The sequence below is a fragment of the Micromonospora sp. NBC_01699 genome, from assembly GCF_036250065.1.
GTDB lineage: Bacteria > Actinomycetota > Actinomycetes > Mycobacteriales > Micromonosporaceae > Micromonospora_G.
In genome coordinates, this window is sequence record NZ_CP109199.1 from 4,009,083 (window position 1) to 4,029,421 (window position 20,339).

General features: G+C 70.5%; 11 protein-coding genes. 1 reads left to right on the plus strand and 10 read right to left on the minus strand.

Going from position 1 to position 20,339, the window contains the following annotated elements:
• Nucleotides 1-20: 20 nt before the first annotated feature.
• Together OG792_RS17525 and OG792_RS17530 are read right to left on the minus strand one after the other, a co-directional pair.
• Nucleotides 21-428, minus strand: coding sequence for a hypothetical protein (locus OG792_RS17525; RefSeq protein ID WP_329110880.1), 408 nt, complete (start codon nt 426-428; stop codon nt 21-23).
• Nucleotides 428-8,236, minus strand: a complete 7,809-nt coding sequence (locus OG792_RS17530) for a ricin-type beta-trefoil lectin domain protein (protein WP_329110882.1) — start codon at nt 8,234-8,236, stop codon at nt 428-430. Before OG792_RS17530 ends, OG792_RS17525 begins: the two co-directional genes overlap by 1 nt.
• Nucleotides 8,237-8,679: 443 nt before the next feature.
• Between OG792_RS17530 and OG792_RS17535 the strand changes: the two genes are divergently transcribed.
• Nucleotides 8,680-11,778: a DNRLRE domain-containing protein gene (locus tag OG792_RS17535; protein ID WP_329110883.1), complete on the plus strand. Its 3,099-nt coding sequence runs from the start codon at nt 8,680-8,682 to the stop codon at nt 11,776-11,778.
• Nucleotides 11,779-11,852: 74 nt separating this feature from the next.
• On the opposite strand, the gene OG792_RS17540 is transcribed toward OG792_RS17535, so the two are convergent.
• The 8 genes from OG792_RS17540 to OG792_RS17575 form a co-directional block, all read right to left on the minus strand.
• On the minus strand, nt 11,853-12,032 hold the full coding sequence (locus OG792_RS17540; RefSeq protein ID WP_329110885.1) for a DUF397 domain-containing protein: 180 nt from the start codon (nt 12,030-12,032) through the stop codon (nt 11,853-11,855).
• Nucleotides 12,032-12,817: a helix-turn-helix domain-containing protein gene (locus OG792_RS17545; RefSeq protein WP_329110887.1), complete on the minus strand. Its 786-nt coding sequence runs from the start codon at nt 12,815-12,817 to the stop codon at nt 12,032-12,034. Before OG792_RS17545 ends, OG792_RS17540 begins: the two co-directional genes overlap by 1 nt.
• Nucleotides 12,818-13,108: 291 nt before the next feature.
• Nucleotides 13,109-14,731 carry an amidase family protein gene (locus tag OG792_RS17550; RefSeq protein ID WP_329110888.1) on the minus strand — a complete coding sequence of 541 codons (1,623 nt, stop codon included), beginning with the start codon at nt 14,729-14,731 and terminating at the stop codon, nt 13,109-13,111.
• 194 nt (nt 14,732-14,925) lie between these two features.
• A complete protein-coding gene (locus OG792_RS17555) occupies nt 14,926-15,414 on the minus strand; it encodes a GNAT family N-acetyltransferase (RefSeq protein ID WP_329110889.1) in 489 nt (162 codons plus the stop codon).
• Nucleotides 15,411-16,469 carry a zinc-dependent alcohol dehydrogenase family protein gene (locus OG792_RS17560; RefSeq protein ID WP_329110890.1) on the minus strand — a complete coding sequence of 353 codons (1,059 nt, stop codon included), beginning with the start codon at nt 16,467-16,469 and terminating at the stop codon, nt 15,411-15,413. Before OG792_RS17560 ends, OG792_RS17555 begins: the two co-directional genes overlap by 4 nt.
• A 57-nt stretch (nt 16,470-16,526) precedes the next feature.
• Nucleotides 16,527-17,171 carry a hypothetical protein gene (locus OG792_RS17565; protein WP_329110891.1) on the minus strand — a complete coding sequence of 215 codons (645 nt, stop codon included), beginning with the start codon at nt 17,169-17,171 and terminating at the stop codon, nt 16,527-16,529.
• Between the two features lie 88 nt (nt 17,172-17,259).
• Entirely contained in the window at nt 17,260-18,516 is a 1,257-nt protein-coding gene (locus tag OG792_RS17570; RefSeq protein WP_329110893.1) for an MFS transporter, read from the minus strand.
• Between the two features lie 56 nt (nt 18,517-18,572).
• Entirely contained in the window at nt 18,573-20,021 is a 1,449-nt protein-coding gene (locus OG792_RS17575) for a condensation domain-containing protein (protein ID WP_329110894.1), read from the minus strand.
• Nucleotides 20,022-20,339 lie beyond the last annotated feature (318 nt).

The window sequence follows — 20,339 nt, forward strand, 5'->3', positions numbered from 1 at the left end:
GTCCGGTCCATCCTGTCCAGCTATTCGATCCGGGCACGTACAAGAGCGTCGATGGCCCGACGCAGGGCCGCCTTCAACTTCTCCCTCTCGTCGCGCACCTGGTGAATTTTCCTGCCGGACGCCTGATAGGCGGCTTCGAACGCCACCCACGCCTCGTAGGTCGCAATCCGTTCCTCGGACGAGGCCCGGCTTCGCTCGAACTGTTGCCGAAAGCCCAGCGGGGGCTCATGACTCCCAATCCAGAGTTCGAGTCGGGCATGTTCGACCATGTATAGCGCGGCGAGTTCGACCACGTCGTTACCGACTATGTTGCTACCGATCACCCGCACACCGAGGTTGAGGGCGGCCGATGCCGTCGGGCCCCGCAGACCCTCGGGCACGTCACTGACCGGAGGCTGATCCCTCAGCCACTCCCGTGCGTCTGCCATCACAACCTCCTCCGTTCGAAGTTCGTCTCCAGCAGCCAGCTTGCGATTTCCATCGATGTCGAGACCGGCATCTCGTATCCTCCGGCCCTGAGGATCCTCGCACAGAACGTCACACAATTGTTCGTGTCCCTGTCGTGCGGTCCCAGGTTGCTGTCGTCCAAGAAGTAATCCTGCGCCTGCTGGGCTCGCCTCGCATTCGGCAGAGGCACCCGAATTACATCGGTGCCGGGAGAATGGGCGGCATCGCGCAGGCCAACGACAGAATCCTCTCCGACCCGGGAACCCGCCTCGGTGTGAATCGTCCTACCGTTGTGCGTAACCGCGATCGACGCGTGCCCCTGTTCCATGTCCAGGTAGACATCGGCGTAGCCCTCATCCCCGCAGTTGTGCACAAGGACGGGTGTGGCCCCGGCCGCCACGTAGTACGTGTGGAGGTTGGCGACCGTGAGGTTGTGCACGGTGGCCCGCGGGGTGGTCCAACGCTCGACCGCCGCGATCTGTACCAGGGTGCCCGCGCCGGTCCGCAACCACTGGCCGGACCGCAGGTCGGTGGCGTCGATCCACTCGCCCAACTCCGGCACCCAGAACGGATGACCGTCGGTCGCGGTGACCTCGGCGGTGTCGGAGCCACGCTCACCGTCGGTGTCGATGGTGACCCGGACCAGGTGCTTGACCCCGTCGCCCTTGATCGTTGCGCTGACCGTCTCGATCTCGGTCCGACCCGTCTCCGGATCGGTGGCCCTGACCCTGTCCCCCGGCTTCACGTCCTCGATCGGTTTGGTGGAGCCGTCCTCCATCAGGACCTTGGTACCGGGGACGAAGCTGTTGCTGGCCGTCTGGCACGACCCGCCCTCGTCCGCCTTTCCGGCGCCACCGCCCCCACTCGATCCGCCGTTACTGCGTTTCGAGCCGCCCGAGGAACCGCCCGGCTTCGAGCCTCCCTTGCCGCCGCCGGACTTCCCGCCACCGGCGGAACCGGCCGAGGATCCCTTCGGATTGGACTTGGCCTGGGCCTGTTTGTGAGTCGGGTTACCCGTCTTCTTCGAGGCGTTGACGGCCCGGTTACTGGTCGTGTTGACCTTGTCGGCCGCCTTCTTCTTCGCCGCCTGCGCGGCCTTCTTGGCCCGCTCGATGGCCGCCTTCTTGGCGTTCAGCGCAGCCCGCTCCGCCGCCCGGGCGGCCGCCAGGACCGCCTCGGCTGCCTTCTTCGCCGCGCGCCACGCCTGAATCGCGTCGATCGTACGGTTGACGGCCTTCAGTACGGACGGGATCTTGCCGAGCTTGGTCCAGGGGATCGCCCCGATGATGAGGCTGCCGCACGCCCACATGTCACCGCCGAAACAGCTCATGGCGTCGTTGATGCCGATGAACTCCTTCAGGATGTACCAGGCCGAGTCGAGAATCACCGAGAGCAGTGAGCGCCCCATCGTGAACTGCGCCTGGGCGACCTGCGCGGCCGACAGACCCGCACCCGCCAGCGCCGCCGCCGTCTCCGAGGCGGTCAGCGACACCGACAGGCCGCTCGGGTCGGAGAGCGTCACCGGGTTGTTGTGCGCGTACGCGTACCCGTTGGACTGCATCGGGTCGGCCAGGTCCAGCACCGGGTCGGCGGACATGAACCGCCCCACCGTCGGGTCGTACAGCCGTGCGCCGAGCGGCGTGTAGCCGGAGGCATCGTCGCGGAGCGCGCCGAGGAACCCGGTCTTGGTCTGCATGTTGACGCCGATCGGCGTCGGCCCGCGCTGGTTGCCGAACGGGTCCTGCTTCCGGATCCGGACCGGCATTCCGCTGTAGAGGGCGATCTCCGCGTACGGGCTGCCCTGGTGGTCCGCGGCGAGGGCGACGAGGTTCGGCGCGGAGGTGCCGTAGGAGTAGCGCATCATCGTGCCGCCCGGCGCGCTGTACGAGCGCTGGGTGTTGACCGCCACCCCGCCCCGCTGGACGGTCACCTGGGACTCGCCCAGGTTCAGGGTGAGCTGCTTGCCCTGTATCGCCAACAGCCGGGAGCCGCCGGGTCCGTAGACGTACCGGGTCTCGTTCTGCGCCTCCCACTGCTGCGCGGCGGCGGCGCTGTCACAGGTCGCCAGCACAAGCTGGGTGCCGTTGGCCGTGGCCGCGTCCTTGACGGCGAAACAAAGGCCGGAGGCGGTGTGCCTGAGCTGCCCGGACGAGGTGCGTTCCAGGCGCTGTCCGGTCGAGGCGTCGCACTTCTGCACCCCGAAGACCGACCCGGCGGTGTTGGCCGCCGGCTGGAGGCACCAGCCGTCGTACACGGACAGGGTGCCCAGGTTGACGTTGGCCTGGTTCGGGGCCGGGGTGAAGGTCCACTTCTGGGCGAGCGTGTCGTTGCACGGGTAGAGCTGGACCGGTTGGCCGGCCGCCGGGACACCGGTGCTGAGGTCGATGCACTTGTTCGCGAGACCGACGTACGCGGTCTTGCCCTTGTCACCCTGGCCGACGATCCGTTCGATCTGGCCGTCGTGGGTCCAGGACAGCGTCTGCTGGTCGCCGTTCTCCACCGACGTGACGGACTTCGTCTCGCCGGTCAGCTCGTACAGCCGGTTCGCCGTCGCGGTGATCTCGGCGCCGGCCGGGGTGACGGAGTTCTTGGTCACCTTGGTGAGGGTGCGCGGCTGGCTGCCGTCGGTTTGCCCGTAGTCGTACTCGGTGGTGGCGTTCTGGCTGGTGCCGCCGCCGAGGGCCTTCTCGACCAGCTTCGTACGGTTGCCGAGGATGTCGTACTCGTACTCCTGCCAGTAGCCGGAGCCGTCGGTTCCGGCGCCCGCGTTGACGGTGCCGTCCGTGCCGACCGGCCCGGCCGCGCAGGAGTCCTGGTCCCTGGCGGTCCACGCGTTCTTCAGCTGGCCGAGCGCCTGGTAGGTGAAGCACTGCCGTTCCTCGATGCCGAGGGAGCGCTCGCGGATGGCGGTCACGTTGCCGGCAGGGTCGTACCAGTAGGAGCGGTGCGAGACGAGGTTGGCGCCGACGGGCGACAGGCCGCCGGTCTGCTCGCGGTAGACCTGCTGGTCGGTGAGGGCGCCGCTGGCGTCGTCGTAGCTGGCCATCGTCCACACCCGGTACGGCTGCGCGCCGAGGGTGGACCGCAGCACCTGCCCGTACGGTGAGTAGACGGTCTCCGACCCGTACCAGTCCTTGCCGGACACCGACAGCGGCAGGCCGTCCTTGGTGTAGCGGATCAGGAGCTTCTCGGCGGGGAGGCTACCGACGGCGGGCAGGCTGGCCGACTCGGTCTGGCCGGTGTCGGTGTACGTGTAGTCGTAGGTGTAGGAACTGCGCAGGCCCCAGGTGTCGGCGATCGACTGCGGCAGCGTGAGGGTGGTCGACTTCGGCTGGTAGTCGTTGGTGTAGCCGCCGATCGTCTGGCTGTACGGCAGGCCGTCGGTGTACCGGGTGACGGAGGCGGGCAGGCCCTTGCCACCGGGAGCCGTGTCGTAGGTGAATTCGCCCAGGACCGTGCCGGTGCTGCCACCGAGGCGCTGCTGCGCCGGGCGGGACAGCTCGTCGTAGCCGGTCCAGGTGGTGACGTTGCGCGCGTTGGTGGCGCTGACCTGCCGGTCCCGGTGGTCGTAGGTCAGCCGGGTGGTGCCGCTGTCCGGGTCGGTGGCCGTCGCCGGCCGGCCGCGCCGGTCGTAGGTCCAGGTCCACGGGTGGGTGGCGTCGGCGGAGTGGGTGGCCTTCACCAACTGCCCACGGGTGTCGTACTGGTACCGCATCGAGGTGAACTGGCTGCGGCCGGCGTCGGTGAAGGTGTCCACCCGGTCGGTCCGGCCCAGGGCGTCGGTGTAGAGCCGGTACGAGGCCGCGCCGGCCGGGTTGAGCACGCTGGAGTGGTCGGCGCCGTAGCTGTAGCCGGTGGCCCGCGCGGGCTGGTCGACGCCGCGCAGGACGGGCATCTCGGTGACCACCCGGCCGAGACCGTCGTAGGTGTAGCGGGTGGCGTTGGGCACCGCCGTGTCGGCGAGCGGCGTGAACAGTTCGCCGATCGGCGAACTGTCGGCGAGGTAGGCGTTGTTGGTCTGCCACACCTCGCCGGAGCTGTTGTACAGCGTGTCGGTGATCAGCCGGCCGCCACCGGTGGCCTCCTCCTGGGTCTGCCGCTCCCGACCCAGACCGTCGTAGAGCGTGACGGAGGTCTGTGCCCGGTTCTCGGGCCCACGGCTGAAGGTGGTGATGTACGGCGGCTTACCTTCCGGGGTGGCGTACTCGGCCCGGAAGTCCGGCACGGCCGAGGTCGACGGGGTACGGCCGGGTCCCCATGCCTCCACCAGGCGGCCCAGCGGGTCGTACTTCGCCTCGCTGACGTGGTTGTTGGGGTCGGTGGTCTTGAGCGTGACGGCCCGGCCCGGTTCCAGCTCCTGGATCTGCCTGTGCCCCAGCGAGTTCTGCTCGGTGACGGTGAACGCCTGACCGGTGTCCGGGGTGTAGGTGATCGTGGAGGTCTTGCCGTCCGGATCGGTGTTCGAGACGACCCGGCCGATGCTGTCGAAGGCGGTGGTGCCGTCGGACTGGAAGCCGGTGCCGTCGCCCGTCAGGGACCAGGTCTGGGTGGCCAGGCCGCGGGTGGTGGCGGCGAGGGCGACGCCGTACGCCTGGGCGTCGTAGCCGACCCGGCTCGCGGCGCTGAGCGTACCCAGGTTGTCGAAGGTGGCGGCGGCGCAGGTCGTCGGGCTGGTCCGGACCTGTCTGGTCAGGCCGACGACGTTCTTGGCGGTCTGGTGCAGGTACTCGACGAAGACGCAGGACTCGTCACCGGTCTTGCCCGTGTCGCCGAGTGACTCGACGTGCGTGGGCAGGCCGTGCGTCGTCTCGTAGGTGGTCTTCGTCTCGACAGTCCGCAGCGGACGGGTGTCGTCGCCGGTGCCCGAGGACCTGGTGTACGAGACCTGCCGGGGTTCGGTGACCCGCCACGAGCGCAGCGGGCTGAGGCCGTCGTCGCGGGTACGGCTGGCGAGTTGCTGGGCGTCGGGGTACGTGACGCTGCGGGTGAGCCAGTCCGCGTCGGCGTCCCCGGCGCCGGTGTAGGTGAGTTCCTCGGCGACTCGGCCGGCGAACGGCTCCTCGTCCTTGGCGATCTCGACGCCGGCGATGTCACGTACCGACACGGTGTCGCCCATGCCACGGAAGTAGCGGGTGACGGACTTGCTTCGCTTGCTGCCGATGGCCGGATCGTCCGTGCCGGTGATGACGGTGGTCTGCGCGAAGCCGGCGAAGAGGGAGTAGGTGCGGGTGGCCTTCTTGGTGAACTCCTGCTCGGCGAGCCGCCAGCCCGGATTGTCGTACGCGTACCGGGTGAAGCTGCTGAACGCGCCGTCCACGTTCGGGAGTTCCTCGACGCTGTCCACCACGTACTTGTGGAACCAGTCGATCTCCTCGGCCTCCGGGTCGGGGTGCCAGAAGGACGGGTAGCAGAGCCGGTCGTTGGCCTTCAACGCGGCGGCGTTGTCCTTGCCCGGCAGGCCGGTGCCGGTGGCGCACTCGCCGACCGGGGGCTTGTAGGTGACGACGGTTTCGCCGCCGTACTCGTTGATCACCCGGGCGATGCGCAGTCGGGAGAAGCCGGGACGGTTGTCCCGCCGGACGCGGTTGGGCATGTCCTCAGCGTTGGCCTCGAAGCGGACCGCGTTGAGGGTGACCTTCGCGTCCGTCGTGCCGTTGCGGGCGAAGCCGGTACGGCTGACCGACTCCAGCCAGAGCGCGGTGTTCGGGCCGGTGCGCAGGACCGGGAAGGACTGCTTGAGCTGGTACTCGTCCACCACCTGCCGGGCGGTCGTGTCGGTACGCCGCTGTGCCGAAGTGGTGATCTTGTCGAGGCGCTTGCGGCTGAAGAACGACGGGCCGGCGTTCCAGCACTTCTGCGCGGAGGCGCAGCGCAGGTCGGCCGGTGTGTCGTACCAGATCCGGTATTTACCGGGGTTCTTGTCGGCGAAGTTGGCCTCGCTACAGGTGAGGGTGCCCTCGTCGAAGCAGCGCTCCGCCACGGCGAAGTTGACCCGGGCCGGGGCGGTGGCCGTGAACAGGCTCTCCTTGCGCTGCCCGTAGTCGATGCGGGTGAGGTAACCACCGCGGTCGTACTCGACCGGGGCCTTGAAGTTGAAGTTGCGCGCGTAGTGGTTCTTCTCCCGGGCCCACCACAGGGACATGGCGTTGCCGTGGATGTCCTCGACGTAGTCCAGCGACCAGCGCCACGCCTGGGTGCAGTGGGAACCGGCCCAGTCGCCGGCCCGGTAGCAGGGCTCGTCCGGGTGGTTGCCGTACACCGGGACGGTGAGGACCGAGTTGGTGACCGGGTCGTCCTCGGCGGTGCCGTGGTCGGACCAGCCGGGCAGGCGGTGGCGGCCGAAGTGGTAGCGGGTGCCGTCGCGGGTGGTGACGATCCAGTACTCGCCGTCCGCGTCACCGTTCGCCAGGCCGGTGTCCTTCACCAGCTCGACCCTGGAGCCGTCGCCGGTGCCGGTGAACCACTCCTGCTTGACCCTGTCCCAGACCAGTTCGGTGGTCATGCCGCCGAGGGACAGGGTGGCGTTGTCGGAGCCCCAGCACAGGTCCGCGGTCCGGTGGCTGGCGTTGTTCGACCCCGACTTCTTCGAGTCCTGCCGGCAGTTGGCGTAGCTGCGGGTGATCGCCCCGGCGTTGTAGTCCCAGCCGTCACCGATCCAGGACGCCTGGTTGTTGGTGGCGGAGGTTCGGCCGTCGACCGACTGCGAGGAGTACGACAGGGCCACCTTCGGCATGAGGCCGCCCGCCGTCTCGGGCAACTGCACCTGGTACGAGTAGGTGAACGCGCCGGAGGAGGCACCCGCCGCCCAGGAACCCGCGGAGAGCAACGGGGTGGCGGTGTAGTCGCCGGCCGCCGAGGCGCCGGTGTCCAGCACACCGACGACGCTCGGGTCCGTCGCCGCCCGGGTGGTGATGATCGAGGACCTGATGGCCGACGCGGCAGCGGCCTGGGCTCCGAGCAACGGGCCGACGGGGAGGGTGCCGGTGATGACCCGCCTGGTCGGCGCCTCCTCGTCCGACGCTATCCGGGCGGGCAGGTTCTTGGTCGGTACCAGCTCCACCCGGCTGGGTACGGCACGGGCGGTACCGGCGGCCGACATCGTCCCCGCACCGCCGTCGGTGGCACAGTCGCCGGTGTCCGGGGCGTCGTAGACGCAGTCGGGCAGCAGCATGACGCCGAACCGGTCGGCGGCCTGCGGGCCGTACAGGTCGGCGAAGGGGGTGTAGTCCACGCTGAGGACGACCTCGGCGGCCGGGTCGGCGGTGGCCGGCGGCGTGATCTTCATGATCAGGCCGGACAGGCCGGCGTCCTGGGACGCCTCGGGGGCGGCGAGGTCGACGGTCCAGGTGCCGGCGACGGCGGCCGGGTCGTCGCCGGCCGGCACGCCGAGGGCGACCGGCAGGTCGTCGACCGGTTTGGTGGCGCCGGCCTCGACGCCGGTCAGGTCGACGGCACCGCTGTCCTGTTGCCAGGGTGTGACGGCCTGCGGTTCGTACGGGACCACCGGAACCGGGTCGGCGGTGGTCAGGTTCGTCTCGGCGTTCTCGTCCTGGCCGAGCCGCTCGGTGCGCGGGAGGTCCGGCAGGTCGAGCTGGGTCTCCTCGCGGTTCATCCCGGCGCCGGGCACCGCGAACGCCTCCGCGGGCAGCATCGTCGCGACCAGCGTCGTGGACAGGGCCAACACGATCGCCGTACGGGCACGACGCCACCGGCGGTGATCCGGCTCCGTCGGGGTCCGTCGGCCGGGCCGCCGCTCACTCCGCCGTGACAGCAAACCGATACCACGCATACGTGTCGACTCCCACCAGCGCGAAAACGAAAGAAGGCGCGGAAAGACCGCGAAGGCACCCGCCGCATGCGGCACGTGCGTGAGCACTCTGCGTCATGGCGGCCGCACACTCAAGGCAGTAAAAACTGCCCGTAACCGGTTCAAGTGATCTCCGCCACGACACGATTGTGACGATGATCCACGAACACCAATGATCGGCCCTTCCAGGCCAAATCGCGCTATGTCCGTTACTCAATGGCGGCAAAACCAGACACAAGGTCGGATTCCAACGACACTGTGGACGGACCTCGAACAAGAGGTAACAGATCCATAACGTTCAAGGGATAGACGAGGGCCCCCGGTGTCGTGCGATCGTGTGCCCGCGTTCTGCCCCGCCGCCCGCCGGTTGGGGCTGCACCTCTGTGTTTTCCCCTGTCCGCCTGGCCCACGGGAGTAGACCCGCCGTGACCGCGCCTCGCCCGCTCAACCCCTTCGTGCGTTTCCGCGTCCGGCTGCCCCTCACCCTGGGCCTCCTGCTGGCCGCACTCGTCGCCGTGCTGCCGCCCTGGTGGCCCGGAACCGACGAGCCCCGGAAGGCGGTCACCGGCGCCGCACCCGCCGCCGTCCCCCGCGACGAGACGGCCGCCATGGTCGAGGCCCAGCGGACGGGCAACGAGGTGCTCGTGGAGACCGCCACCAGCGCCACGTCGCTCACCTGGGCGCTCCCGAACGGACAGCTGCGTTCCGCGTTCCACGCCACGCCCCAGCGGGTGAGGAACGCCACGGGGCGGTGGACGCCGGTCGACAACACGCTGACCCGTACCGGTGACACCCCCGGCGGGCTCGACATCCGTCCGGTCAACGCCCCCACCCCGCTACGTCTGGCCGGCGGCGGCACCGGTACGGACACCACCGGCACCGTCCTGACCGAGGTGGACGTCGACGGCCACACCATCGCCTACACCTGGCCCGGCCCGCTGCCGAAGCCGGTGCTCGACGGCTCGCGTGCGCTCTACCCCGAGGTTCTGCCCGGAGTGGACCTGCTCGTCGTCGCCCGCGAGGACGGCGGCTTCGGCCAGCTACTGATCGTCAAGAACCGGGCGACCGCCACGATCGACGCCGTCCGGGCCGTGGCCTACGGGCTGCGGTCCGAGACGCTGGTCTTCCGCCACGACGCGACCACCGGCGGCGTCCGGGCCCTCGACCCGCTCAGCGGGCAGGAGATCGGCTCGATCCCCACCCCGTTCGCCTGGGACTCCGCCGGGCGGGACCCCGAGGCCCCCGAAACCGCTGCCCGCCTCTCGGTGGACACTCCGTCCGACGTGCTGAGGCTCACCGGCCTCGGCGGCAGCGAGCCGGGCGCACGGCAGGCCCCGATACCCACCCGGCTCGACGGTGAGGGCACCGGGAACGCCCGCCTGCACCTGGACCCGGCCGCCACCGGCCTGCTCACCGGCGCGGACGTACAGTTCCCGGTCTTCCTCGACCCGACCCTGATCAGCGGTACGCAGGCCTGGACGTTCGCCTACAAGCCGCACCCCAACAGCAGCTTCTACAACGGCACCAACTTCAACGGTGGGACCCCCGACGCCCGGGTCGGCTACGAGGACGAAACCGGCGGCACGGCCCGCTCGTTCTGGCGGATGGGCTACAACAGCGGCATCAAGGGCGCGACGGTCACCTCGGCCAGCTTCAAGGTCCTGAACAACCACTCCTGGTCCTGCACCGCCCGCGAGATGCAGCTCTGGCTCACCGGGGCCATCTCCTCCGGCACCACCTGGAACAAGCAGCCGAGTTGGACGAGACTCCAGCAGAAAAAGTCCTTCGCGTACGGCTACGGCAGCAACTGCACCGACGACTACGTGAGCTTCGACGTCAAGGACGCGGCCCAGGATGGCGCCGACAAGGGCTGGTCGAGCATCACGCTCGGCATGCGGGCCACCACCGAGTCCGACAAGCTCACCTGGCGCAAATTCAAGGCCACCTCCGCCGAACTGAACGTCGTCTACAACCGGAACCCCACCGAGCCGACGAAGGGCACCACGGCGCCCGGCGGCGCCTGCGTGGCCGGGACCGGTGCGGGCACCACGGTCGCCAAGACCAACATCGTCCTCTCGGCCACCGCCACCGACCCCGACGGCAACCTCAAGGGTCTGCGCTTCCGCTTCTGGAAGAACGGCACGGCGGTTCCCGCGGGCACCCTGGTCACCAGCCTGAGCAGCGGCAAGGGCAGCCTGACGATCGCCTCCACCACGCTGGAGGACAGGGCGACCTATTCATGGGACGTGCGCGCCGAGGACACGGCTAACGCCGTCTCCTCGTACTTCCCGCCCGGCACCGATCCCTGCCGGATCACGATCGACGCCTCGGCACCCCCGGCCCCGAGCGTGAGCAGCGAGGTGTTCACGGAGGCCACCCCCGACGGCGCCACCTGGGCAACGGTGAAGTTCGGCGGCACCGGTGCCGTCACCTTCACCGCCGCCGGTGCGGTCAGGTTCAGCTACTCCTTCGAGAGCATCGGCACCACGTACGTGACGGCCACCGCGGGCAGCGCCACCGTGCCCGCCCTGAAGCCGCGACACGCCGGTCCGACCACCCTGCACGTGTACGCCTACGACGCGGTCGACAACCGGAGCGCCCGGACCGACTACTCCTTCTACGTGCCACCCCGGGACGTGGCCGACGGACCCGGCGACACCGGCGGCGACGGAATCGCCGACCTGCTGCTCGTGGACTCCTCCGGCAACCTGCGCACCTACGCCGGTGACGAGGGCGGCGAGCTGTACGGATGGCTGACCGGTTCGTACGCCGCAGACGGCACGCTCAACCCGCCGGGTCACTGGTACGACCCGGCCACCGGTCGCGCCGCCCTGATCACCAAACACTCCGACACCTATCCGGGGGACGGCACCACCGACCTGTTCGCCCGCACCCCGGACGGCGCCTTCTGGCTCTACCCCGGTGACGGCTACGGCAGCTTCGACGTCGACCGTCGGCTGCGGGTCCTGCTGCCCGCCAACGCACCGGCCCCCTCGACCTGGACCCAGATCAAGGCGATCGGCGACATCACCGGCGACAAGGTCCCCGACCTCGTCCTGCGGGCCGGAACCGCCTTCTGGGCGCTGACCGGGTACACCGGCGGCAGTTTCCAGGAGGCGACCCTGATGGAGGGCTCCGCGTGGGCCCGTCGGGAGATCGTCAACGTGGCGGACGTGGACCTGGACGCAACCCCGGACCTGCTCTGGCGCAACCTGGACAACGGCGCCATGTACGTCCGGCACGGCAAACCCGGCCAGGTCGCGGGCAGCGTGACCCTGGACTCCCTCAAGACCGCCGCCAACTCCCGGGACGGAGACGTCGCCTACGGGACGACCTGGACGGAGACGAACATCAGCGCGCTCGTCGGCATCCCGGACGTGAACGGGGACCGGGTGCCCGATCTCTGGGCCCGATTCGGGGCGGACGGGCAGATGCGGATCTACCACCCGTCGACCACCAACACCAACGGACCGGTGAAGATCGTGCTCGGGGACGACTGGAGAGGCGTGAAAGCGTTCGGCTGAGCCTCAACCCGGAGCCAGCGCTCACGAGCCCGGAGCCTCGATGGTGGTGAGGAACCGGGCTCGTGCTGCTTCGTTCAGTCCTTGACGATGGCGACGAACGCTCGCCAGGCAGCCGGGCCGAAGGTCAGGACTGGGCCGCGCTGGTCCTTGCTGTCCCGTACGCCGACCACTCCGGCGACGTTGTCCGCGACCTCGACACAGTCCCCGCCGCTGTCACCACTGCGGCTGCTCTTCCGCCACCGAAAGTTGTCCACTACAGCTCACCTGCCGCCTTCTTGAGGATGGCCAGGGAGATCTGCTGGGGCATCGCCGCCCCGAGCAGAGCGTCCCACTTCCCCTGCATGCTATCGACCGTATCGGGCTGGTCGGCCACCTGACCGGACGCCGAGGTCTCCAGGTAGACGACCACGTCCCCCTCGGGCAGGGTGGCCAGGCTGAACCCGCCGGCCAGGCCGGGATAGGCGCCGGCGTCGACGGGGATGACGTGCAGGCTGATGTTCGGCAGGCCGGCGAGCTGGATGAGGTGTTCGAGTTGGGCCTTGCGGACCTCCCTGCCACCGATCATCCGGTGCAACGCGAACTCGTCGATCACCGCGACATAGGTCCTCGGGTGCTCGCCGGTCAGCAGGGCCTGGCGGTCGAGTCGGGCGGCGACCAGTTCCTCGACCTGCTCGGGCGTGTGCTGCGGATTGGCGGAGATGAGCGCGCGGGCGTACGCCTCGGTCTGGAGCAGTCCGGGGACCAGGCAGGGATGGAATGCACGCAGGCGGGTGGCCTGGTCCTCGATCCATCGCCAGTCTTCGAACCAGGTTGGTGACCGGCGGTGGTTCGCGTTCGCCAACAGCTCGCTCAGCAGTCCACCGGTGCGCAACGCCTCGTCGGCGGCGGCTGCGAACTCCTCGGTCGGGCGACGCCGACCGGTTTCGATCGCGGCGATGGTGGACGGGCTCCATTTGATCAGCGTCGCGAGATGTTCCTGGGAAGCCCCCGCGCTCGCCCGAGCGGCCTTCAACGCGCGGATCCACATCTCGACGTTCATTCACTCACCCCGCCTGTAAGTACACCGATACGGACTGTCGTCCACGATCGGATCCTCCCTTGTGGCAGGTGACGCGGTCCACCCCGTGGCCCCTTACGAAAGGTGTAAGAACGTGTTGCCCACCGTCCGGATAGCCACACATTCTCTGAATGAGTGGCTATCCGACGCGAGTTGGCCACTCATTCAGAGAAAGTGCGCGGATCTTGGCGGGTGGGGGCGGGGCGGATGGGGTACGGCCCCGCCGACACCGGTGGGTGTCGACGGGGCCGGGGTGGGGCGACCGTGGTCAGGTCACGGGGCGCAGCCCGGACTGTGGCCCTCCAGCGGGCTGCACCGGAACAGCGACGGGTTCACCTGCGACGGCGGCAGCCACTTCTTCGACGCCTGCTCGTAGTCGTAGGCCAAGGCGAGCAGGGACGCCTCGGTGTAGGCGGTGCCCAGGAAGGACAGCCCGACCGGGCGACCGTTCGCCGGGTCGTACCCGATCGGGACGGCGACCGACGGGTACTGGGCACGGGCGCCGATGCCGGCCGAACCGCTACCGACGAAGACGATCGCGTCCAGGGTCTGCGCCCGCAGCACCGAGTCGATCCGGTCCCGCGCGCCGGCGATGCCGGTGTCACGGTTGGTCTCGTACGCGGCCTTGGCGACCGGGTCGGTCAGGTCGATGCTGTTCGAGGTGACGAGCTGGGTCTGGCCGAACTTGATGGTGCCCTCGGCGGCGTGCGCCAGGTTGTACTGGACCACGTCGTCCAGGGTGTCCATCGGGGCATTCTGCGGCAGCCGGGCCAGGTAGGCGTTCAGGTCCCGCTTGAACTCGTAGTCGAGGATGCCCGGCGGCAGGCCACCGGTGCTGACCGTGACCGGCACCACCTCGGCGCCCTGGGCCCGAATCACATCCAGCGCCTCGTTGAACAGCACGCCCTGGTTGCCGGTCGGCGCGCTCGCCACCCCGATCCGCTTGCCCTGCAAGGCGGTGGTGGACAGCGCGCGGGTGTAGTCGGTGCCGACCACGCCGCTGCTGGTGGAGGTGATCGGGTCCTCCCGGTCGATGCCGGTCAGCGCGGTGAGAAGCGCGGCGGCGTCGTACACCGAACGGGTCATCGGCCCGGCGGTGTCCTGGCTGGCCGCGATCGGGACGACTCCGGTACGGCTGACCAGGCCGACCGTCGGCTTCACCCCGACCAGCGAGTTCGCCGCCGACGGGCTGAGGATCGAGCCGGAGGTCTCGGTGCCGATGGTCACGGCGGCGAGCGCCGCAGCGGCGGCGGCACCGGAGCCCGAACTTGAGCCGCTCGGAGTCTGGCTCACGTCGTACGGGTTGAGCACCTGACCGCCGAGCCCGCTGTAGCCGGACGGCATGCCGTTGGTGGTGAAGTTCGCGAACTCCGTCAGGTTGGTCTTGCCCAGGATGATCGCCCCGGCGGTACGCAGCCGGGTCACCAGGAAGGCGTCCTTACCAGGACGCGAGTCGGCGAGCGCCAGCGCGCCGGCCGTGGTCGGCAGGCCCTTCACATCGATGTTGTCCTTCACGAGGACGGGGATGCCGTGCATCGGGCCGCGCGTGCGTCCCTTGCGCCGGTCCTGGTCGGCGACGCGTGCCTGGTCGACGGCGTCCTTGGCGAGCACCCGGACCGCGTTCAGGCCGGGGCCGTTGGAGTTGAGCGCCCGGATCCGTTCCAGGTATGCCTCGACGAGCTGCACGGAGGTGATGCGCTGGGCGTTCAGCGCCTCGTTCAGCTCCGGGATGGTGGCGCGCTCCAGGTCGATCGGGAACGGCCGTTGCCGGCTGGTGGCCTCGGTGGGAGTGCTGACCGAGGTGGCGACGAGCGCGGCGACGACGACGACGGCCCCGGTGAGCAGGGCGAGCCGGGACGAGCGTCGCGGCCGGAGTAGCGCAAGGGGTTGACGCACCTGTACGACCCTTCGGTAGTCGCCGCGCCCGGCTGGTGGGCCGGGCGCGGTATGGAGATCAAGACGTTGTTGATCTCGAAGAAGGACACGGCCCGGCTGTTGTGGGCCCGCGTCGCACAGATTGCCATCCGGTAAACGATCTCGCCTGCCCGTACCCGGACGCGCTCACTTCACCGTGGAACGCGCGGGTCCTGTCACCGGTCGGCGGGCCGGTCCGGGGTGACGAGCCGGCGTTCGTAGCAGACCGACAGCTCCGAGCCCACGTAGCTGCCGAAGGCGTCGATGTGCCGGTAGCCCTCGCGCTCGTAGAAGCGCCGGGCGTCCGGTTGGAGGGTGCCCGTCTCCAGCCGCAGCGTCGACCAGCCCCGTTCGACCGCCGCCGCCTCCAGTGCGCGCAGCACCGCCGTGGCGACACCCGAGCCGCGCGCGACCGGGTCCACGTACATCCGTTTGATCTCCGCCGACCCGTGGTCGAGTTGCCGCAGGGCACCGCAGCCGACGGCCCGGCCGTGGGGGTCGACGGCGACGACGAAGTGGGCGACGTCGGCGACCGACGGTGGCGTACCGGGTTCGGGGTTTTCGATGCCGTAGCGGGCGTCGAGTTCCACCTCCTGCCGAGCCCGCAGGGCCACGCCGGCCGGGTCGTCCCACGGCCGCACCTCGATCGTCCAATCGGTCGTCATGCGCGCGCCCCTGGCTCGATCAGGCGGATCCCGGCGGTGCCGGGACGGTCCATCGTGGTCAGTGCCGCCGGGGCCGCGTCCAGGCCGATCGCCCCGGTGACCAGCCGGGATGGGTCCAGCACCCCGCCGGTGATCAGGCCGAGCAGCGCCGGGTACGCGTGCGCCGCCATGCCGTGACTGCCGCGTACCTCCAGTTCGGCGCCGATCACCAGGTCCATCGGCAGCGCCGGTGCGCCGAGTACGGCCGGCAGCAGCCCGACCTGGATGTGCCGGCCCCGCCGCCGCAGGCTCCGGATGCCCGCCACGCAGGTGTCGTGACTGCCGAGCGCGTCGACCGACAGGTGCGCGCCGCCGCCGGTCAGGTCGCGTACGGCCGTGGCCACCTCGACCGGCCCGGCCAGTCCGGCGACGTTCACGGTGGCCGTGGCGCCGCACTCGCGGGCCAGGGCCAGCGCCGGTTCGGCCAGGTCCACGGCCACCACCCGGGCCCCGCTCGCCGCCGCGACCATGACGGCCGACAGGCCCACCCCGCCACAGCCGAACACCGCCACCCACTCACCGGCCGCCACCCGCCCCTGGGTGACCACCGCCCGGAACGCGGTGGCGAACCGGCAGCCGAGCGCGGCGGCGACCCGGTAATCCACCTCGTCGGGCAGCGCGACCAGGTTGACCGCCGCGTTGTCGACGACCACGTATTCGGCGTACGAGCCCCACTGGGTGAAGCCGGGCTGGGTCTGGAACGCGCACACCTGCTGCTGTCCGGCCAGACACTCCGCGCAGCGGCCGCAGCCGTAGACGAACGGGGCGGTGACCCGGTCACCCACCCGTACGCCCGACACCCCGGCGCCGACCTCGGCGACCACTCCGGCGAACTCGTGACCCGGCACGTGCGGCAGCCGGATGTCCGGATCGTGGCCCTGCCAGCCGTGCCAGTCGCTGCGACACAGCCCGGTCGCCTCGACCCGGACCACTACACCGTCGACCGGCGGCGACGGGTCAGCCACCGTACGGACCTCGGGACGGCCACCGAACTCGTCGAACACCACCGCGCGCACCGGCGCATCCTCGCACAGGGGGTTCCCCGACCTCGGCGGTGACCTGGGCGGGATGGCTCAGGTCACCGGCGTGACACTCGCCGGTGGGGTCAAATTCCGCACCACGCAGAGCGTCCCGCCGTCGGCGCCGACCAGCACTATCGAGTAGCTGCCGTCGGCCTCACCGGTCAGCGACTGCGGCACCAGGAACCAGCCGCCGGTCACGGTGACGTCGGTCGGCGGTCCGCCCCGGCTGATCCGTACCGTGCTCGCCGGCCACCGGCCGACGGTGCCGAACACGATCTCACTGTTGCGGTTGAGCGTGACCTGGTCGTCGGCGCCACCACAGCCGCCGAACCCGCTGACCCAGCCACCCCGGTCCTCCAGGTCCAGGTAGTAGCACCGGGCGTCGACCGGGGAACCGGTCGCGGGATCGCTGACCCAGAGGGTGACCTCGGTGCCGCCGGCGAGCCTGTCGCTGCCGGCGAGCAGGTGCCGGTTCGGCGCCGCCGCCGACACCCGCTCCTTCCCGACCGCCTCGTCCGCGTACCGCTCGAATGCCTGCTCGACCCGCTCCTGCCGGTCCGGGCCCGGGTCGTCCCGGTCACCGCAGCCCGCCCCGCCCAGCGCGGCGGCCACCAGTACGGCCACCGCCAGTCGTCGGGCCCGCACCATCCCGGCCACCGCTGGTCGGGCCCGGAACACCGCACGGTCACGTCTCACGCCACGCCTCCCCCGTAGGTCGTCGGCTCGGCATGCCCGTCCCGGCCGCTACGACGCGAGGCGGATTCACCGACGACTACGGGGCAACCTAGTCGACCGCCGCCGCTCGCGGTGTCCATCGGTGCAGCACCGCGACCGCCGCCGCGCCCACCCCGGCCATGGTGAGCACCGCGGCGGTCAGCGGCCCGATCGTCAGTACCGCGGCGATCAGCAACGGTCCGCCGCCGTTGCCGAGGTCCGCGCAGAGTCGCCAGGCGCCGAGGAACTGCGCCCGGCCGGTCACCGGTGACACGTCCGCCCCGAGAGTCATGATCAGTCCGCTGCTCAGGCCGTTGCCCAGCCCCATCAGCATCGCCACCGCGGCGAGGCCGACCACGGTCGTCGCCAGCGGCAGCAGCCCGTGCGCCAGCCCGAGCAGGAACATCGACGGTACGGCGACCACCCGCCGCCCCCACCGGTCCATGATCCGGCCCGCCGGATAGAACAGCAGCATGTCGACGGCGCCGGAGACGCCGAAGACGAGGCTGAGCGTGGCCGGGTCCAGATCGAGGTGCGCGCCCCACAGCGGGATCACCGTCTGCCGCGACGCGCGCATGGCGCCGACCAGCAGGACCCCGAGGCCCAGGGTCCGCAGCACCGCGAGGTTGTCGCGGACCACGGCGAGCGTACGGACCCTGGTCGGGGCGGTTCCGGGTGCCCGGTCGACCGACAGGGCGGGCAGGACCAGCAGCACCATCACCGCGACGGTCGCGGCGACCACGTGTACCCAGTACGCGCCGTCGGTGCCGACCAGCGTCATCGCCGCCGCCCCGACGAACGGACCGACGAACGCCCCGATCCGGGCCGCGCCGCCGAGGGTAGACAGGGCACGGGCCCGCAACTCGTACGGCACCACCTCGGTGACGTACGCCTGGCGGGCCACCCCCCAGACGGCGCCGACCAGCCCGATTCCGGCCACCGCGATCCCGAGCGTCCACACCGAGGTGGCGAAGACGCAGGCCAGCAGGGCCGGGATGACGAGCGCCGTGGACCAGAGCATCGCCGGCCGCTCACCGATCCGGGCGATCAGCGCGCCCGCCGGTACGGCGCCGACGATCTGCCCGACGCCGATCAGGCCGACCAGGACGCTGGCGGCACTGGCCGAGGCGCCGAGGGCGGTGCCGGAGAGCACGATCACCGGGGCGACCGCGCCCTGCCCGACGCTGTAGATGACGGTCGGCAGGTAGACGGTCGGTCCGAGGGACCGGATCGTCACCGGCGGCCGGGGCGTCGTCGGCACCGGTTCGGGCCCCGCCACCGCCGGCCCACCCGACCGACCGGAGCCCGTCCCGAAACGATCATGCATCGGTTCAACCTATCCGGCGGTGGTGGCGGACCGGTTCCTGGAGTGAGCGGGCCGGTTCAGGGTTGGTCGGCTCGACCATCGGGGCGCCAGGGCCAGGGCACCTCCCCGACCGCCGCCCGGACCAGCAGTTCCTCGATGCCGCGCAGCAGCGCTGCGGCCCGGTCCGGCGGCAGGTAACAGGTGTCGAGGGTCAGCACGAGGCCCACCGCGCGGGGCGCGTCGACCAGCTGCAACCGGCATCGCCAGACGAACTTGTGGGCCGGTTCGGACCAGGTGAGCGCGGTCCGGGCGAGGGTCGAGCGCAGCGCCCGCTCGTCCAGGTCCGGCCCGGCCGCACCGGGGTCGCCGGGCAGTCGGACGTCGTTGACCAGGCAGTACGGGCCGAGCATGGTGAGGTAGTCCAGCCCCAGGTCGGCAAACGCCCGCCGGTTGGCCGGTGGGTCGTAGTACGCGTGCCGGTAGCCGTCCAGCGCGGCCTGCCCGACCCGGGGCAGCAGCTCGGCGAAGGTCGGCCGGTCGGCCAGGTCGACGGCGATGAGGGCGAGCTGGTTGAGTTTGGCTATCGCGTCGCCGTGTCCGGCCTGGTAGCGGTTGTTCGCCATGCTGACCAGTCCGCACCGGGGATCGTCGTCCCCGCCGACGGTGAGCGCGGCGGTGGCCGCCAGCAGGACGGTGGAGGTGCTGACCCGGTGCCGGGCGGCGATCATCCGGCTGGCCAGGTCGACCGCCTCGGAGACCATCGACAGCACCCGGTAGCGGGGGGTATGCGCCGGGCCGGTCGACGCGAACCCGCCCGCCGGCAGCCGGGCGAACTGTTTCGTCCAGTAGGAGATCGCCCGGTCGGATCGGGTCTGCTGCGACCGGGCCTCCCGCCGGGCGATGTCGATCGACTGCAAGCCCGGTGCGGCGTCGACACCTCCGCGTACGAGCAGCAGCCGCAGGTCCTTCAGCACGGTCTCGGTGGCGTAGAAGTCGACCGTGGAGTGGCTGAACACCAGCACGATCCGGCGTACCCGGCCGTCGACCACGACCAGGGCCACCCGCAGCGGCCACTCCCCCGTGTGGTCGAACGGGGCGTCGCCCAGCCGCTTGCCCAGTTGCGCGGCAAGGCCGGCACCGTCGTCGTCGGTACGCCCGGCGGGGTCCCCGGCCCGCTCGGCGGCGTCGTCCGCGTCGACCACGAGCAGCGGGAGCCGCCCCGAACCGGACGACTCCTGGCACAGGTCGCCGTCGTGCAGCCGTACCCGGGTCCGCAGTGACTCGTGCCGCCCGACCAGGGTGCCGATCGCCGCGGCCACGGCCGGCACATCCCCCGGCGACCGGCGCGGTACGGTGACCACCCGGCAGAGGTTGAGGAAGCTGTTGCGCGACCGGAAGTCGTCCATGGTCCACCACATGGCGCGCTGTCCCCAGGTCACCGGCGCGGTCCGCGCCGCCCCGCCGTGGAACTCGGCGTCCACCCGGTGCTCCGTTTCGGAGCCGACCGGCACCGCCATCCGCCTCATGCGCTCCTCCAGATCATCCGGTCCCAGATGGTAGCGCCAGCGGCCGGGCCCGCCCGACGGTCGTCGATCGCCTGCTCGGGCACGGGTCACAAGGAAAGCGCATTCCTGGGTGAGTTCGTCCTATGTGGAGGGCATCGGTGTTTCGGTCCCAATCCGCTGCTCCGTTCGGCCGATCCCCGCCACCGGCCACACCGGGCACACTGCGAATCGGAACGCCGACCTAACACTGAGCAACGGCACGGCGAACCACAGACCGACCACAACAGACCGAGGATGCGGCCACGACACGGGGAGGCCCTCTGGCGTCTTCGGCGAAGT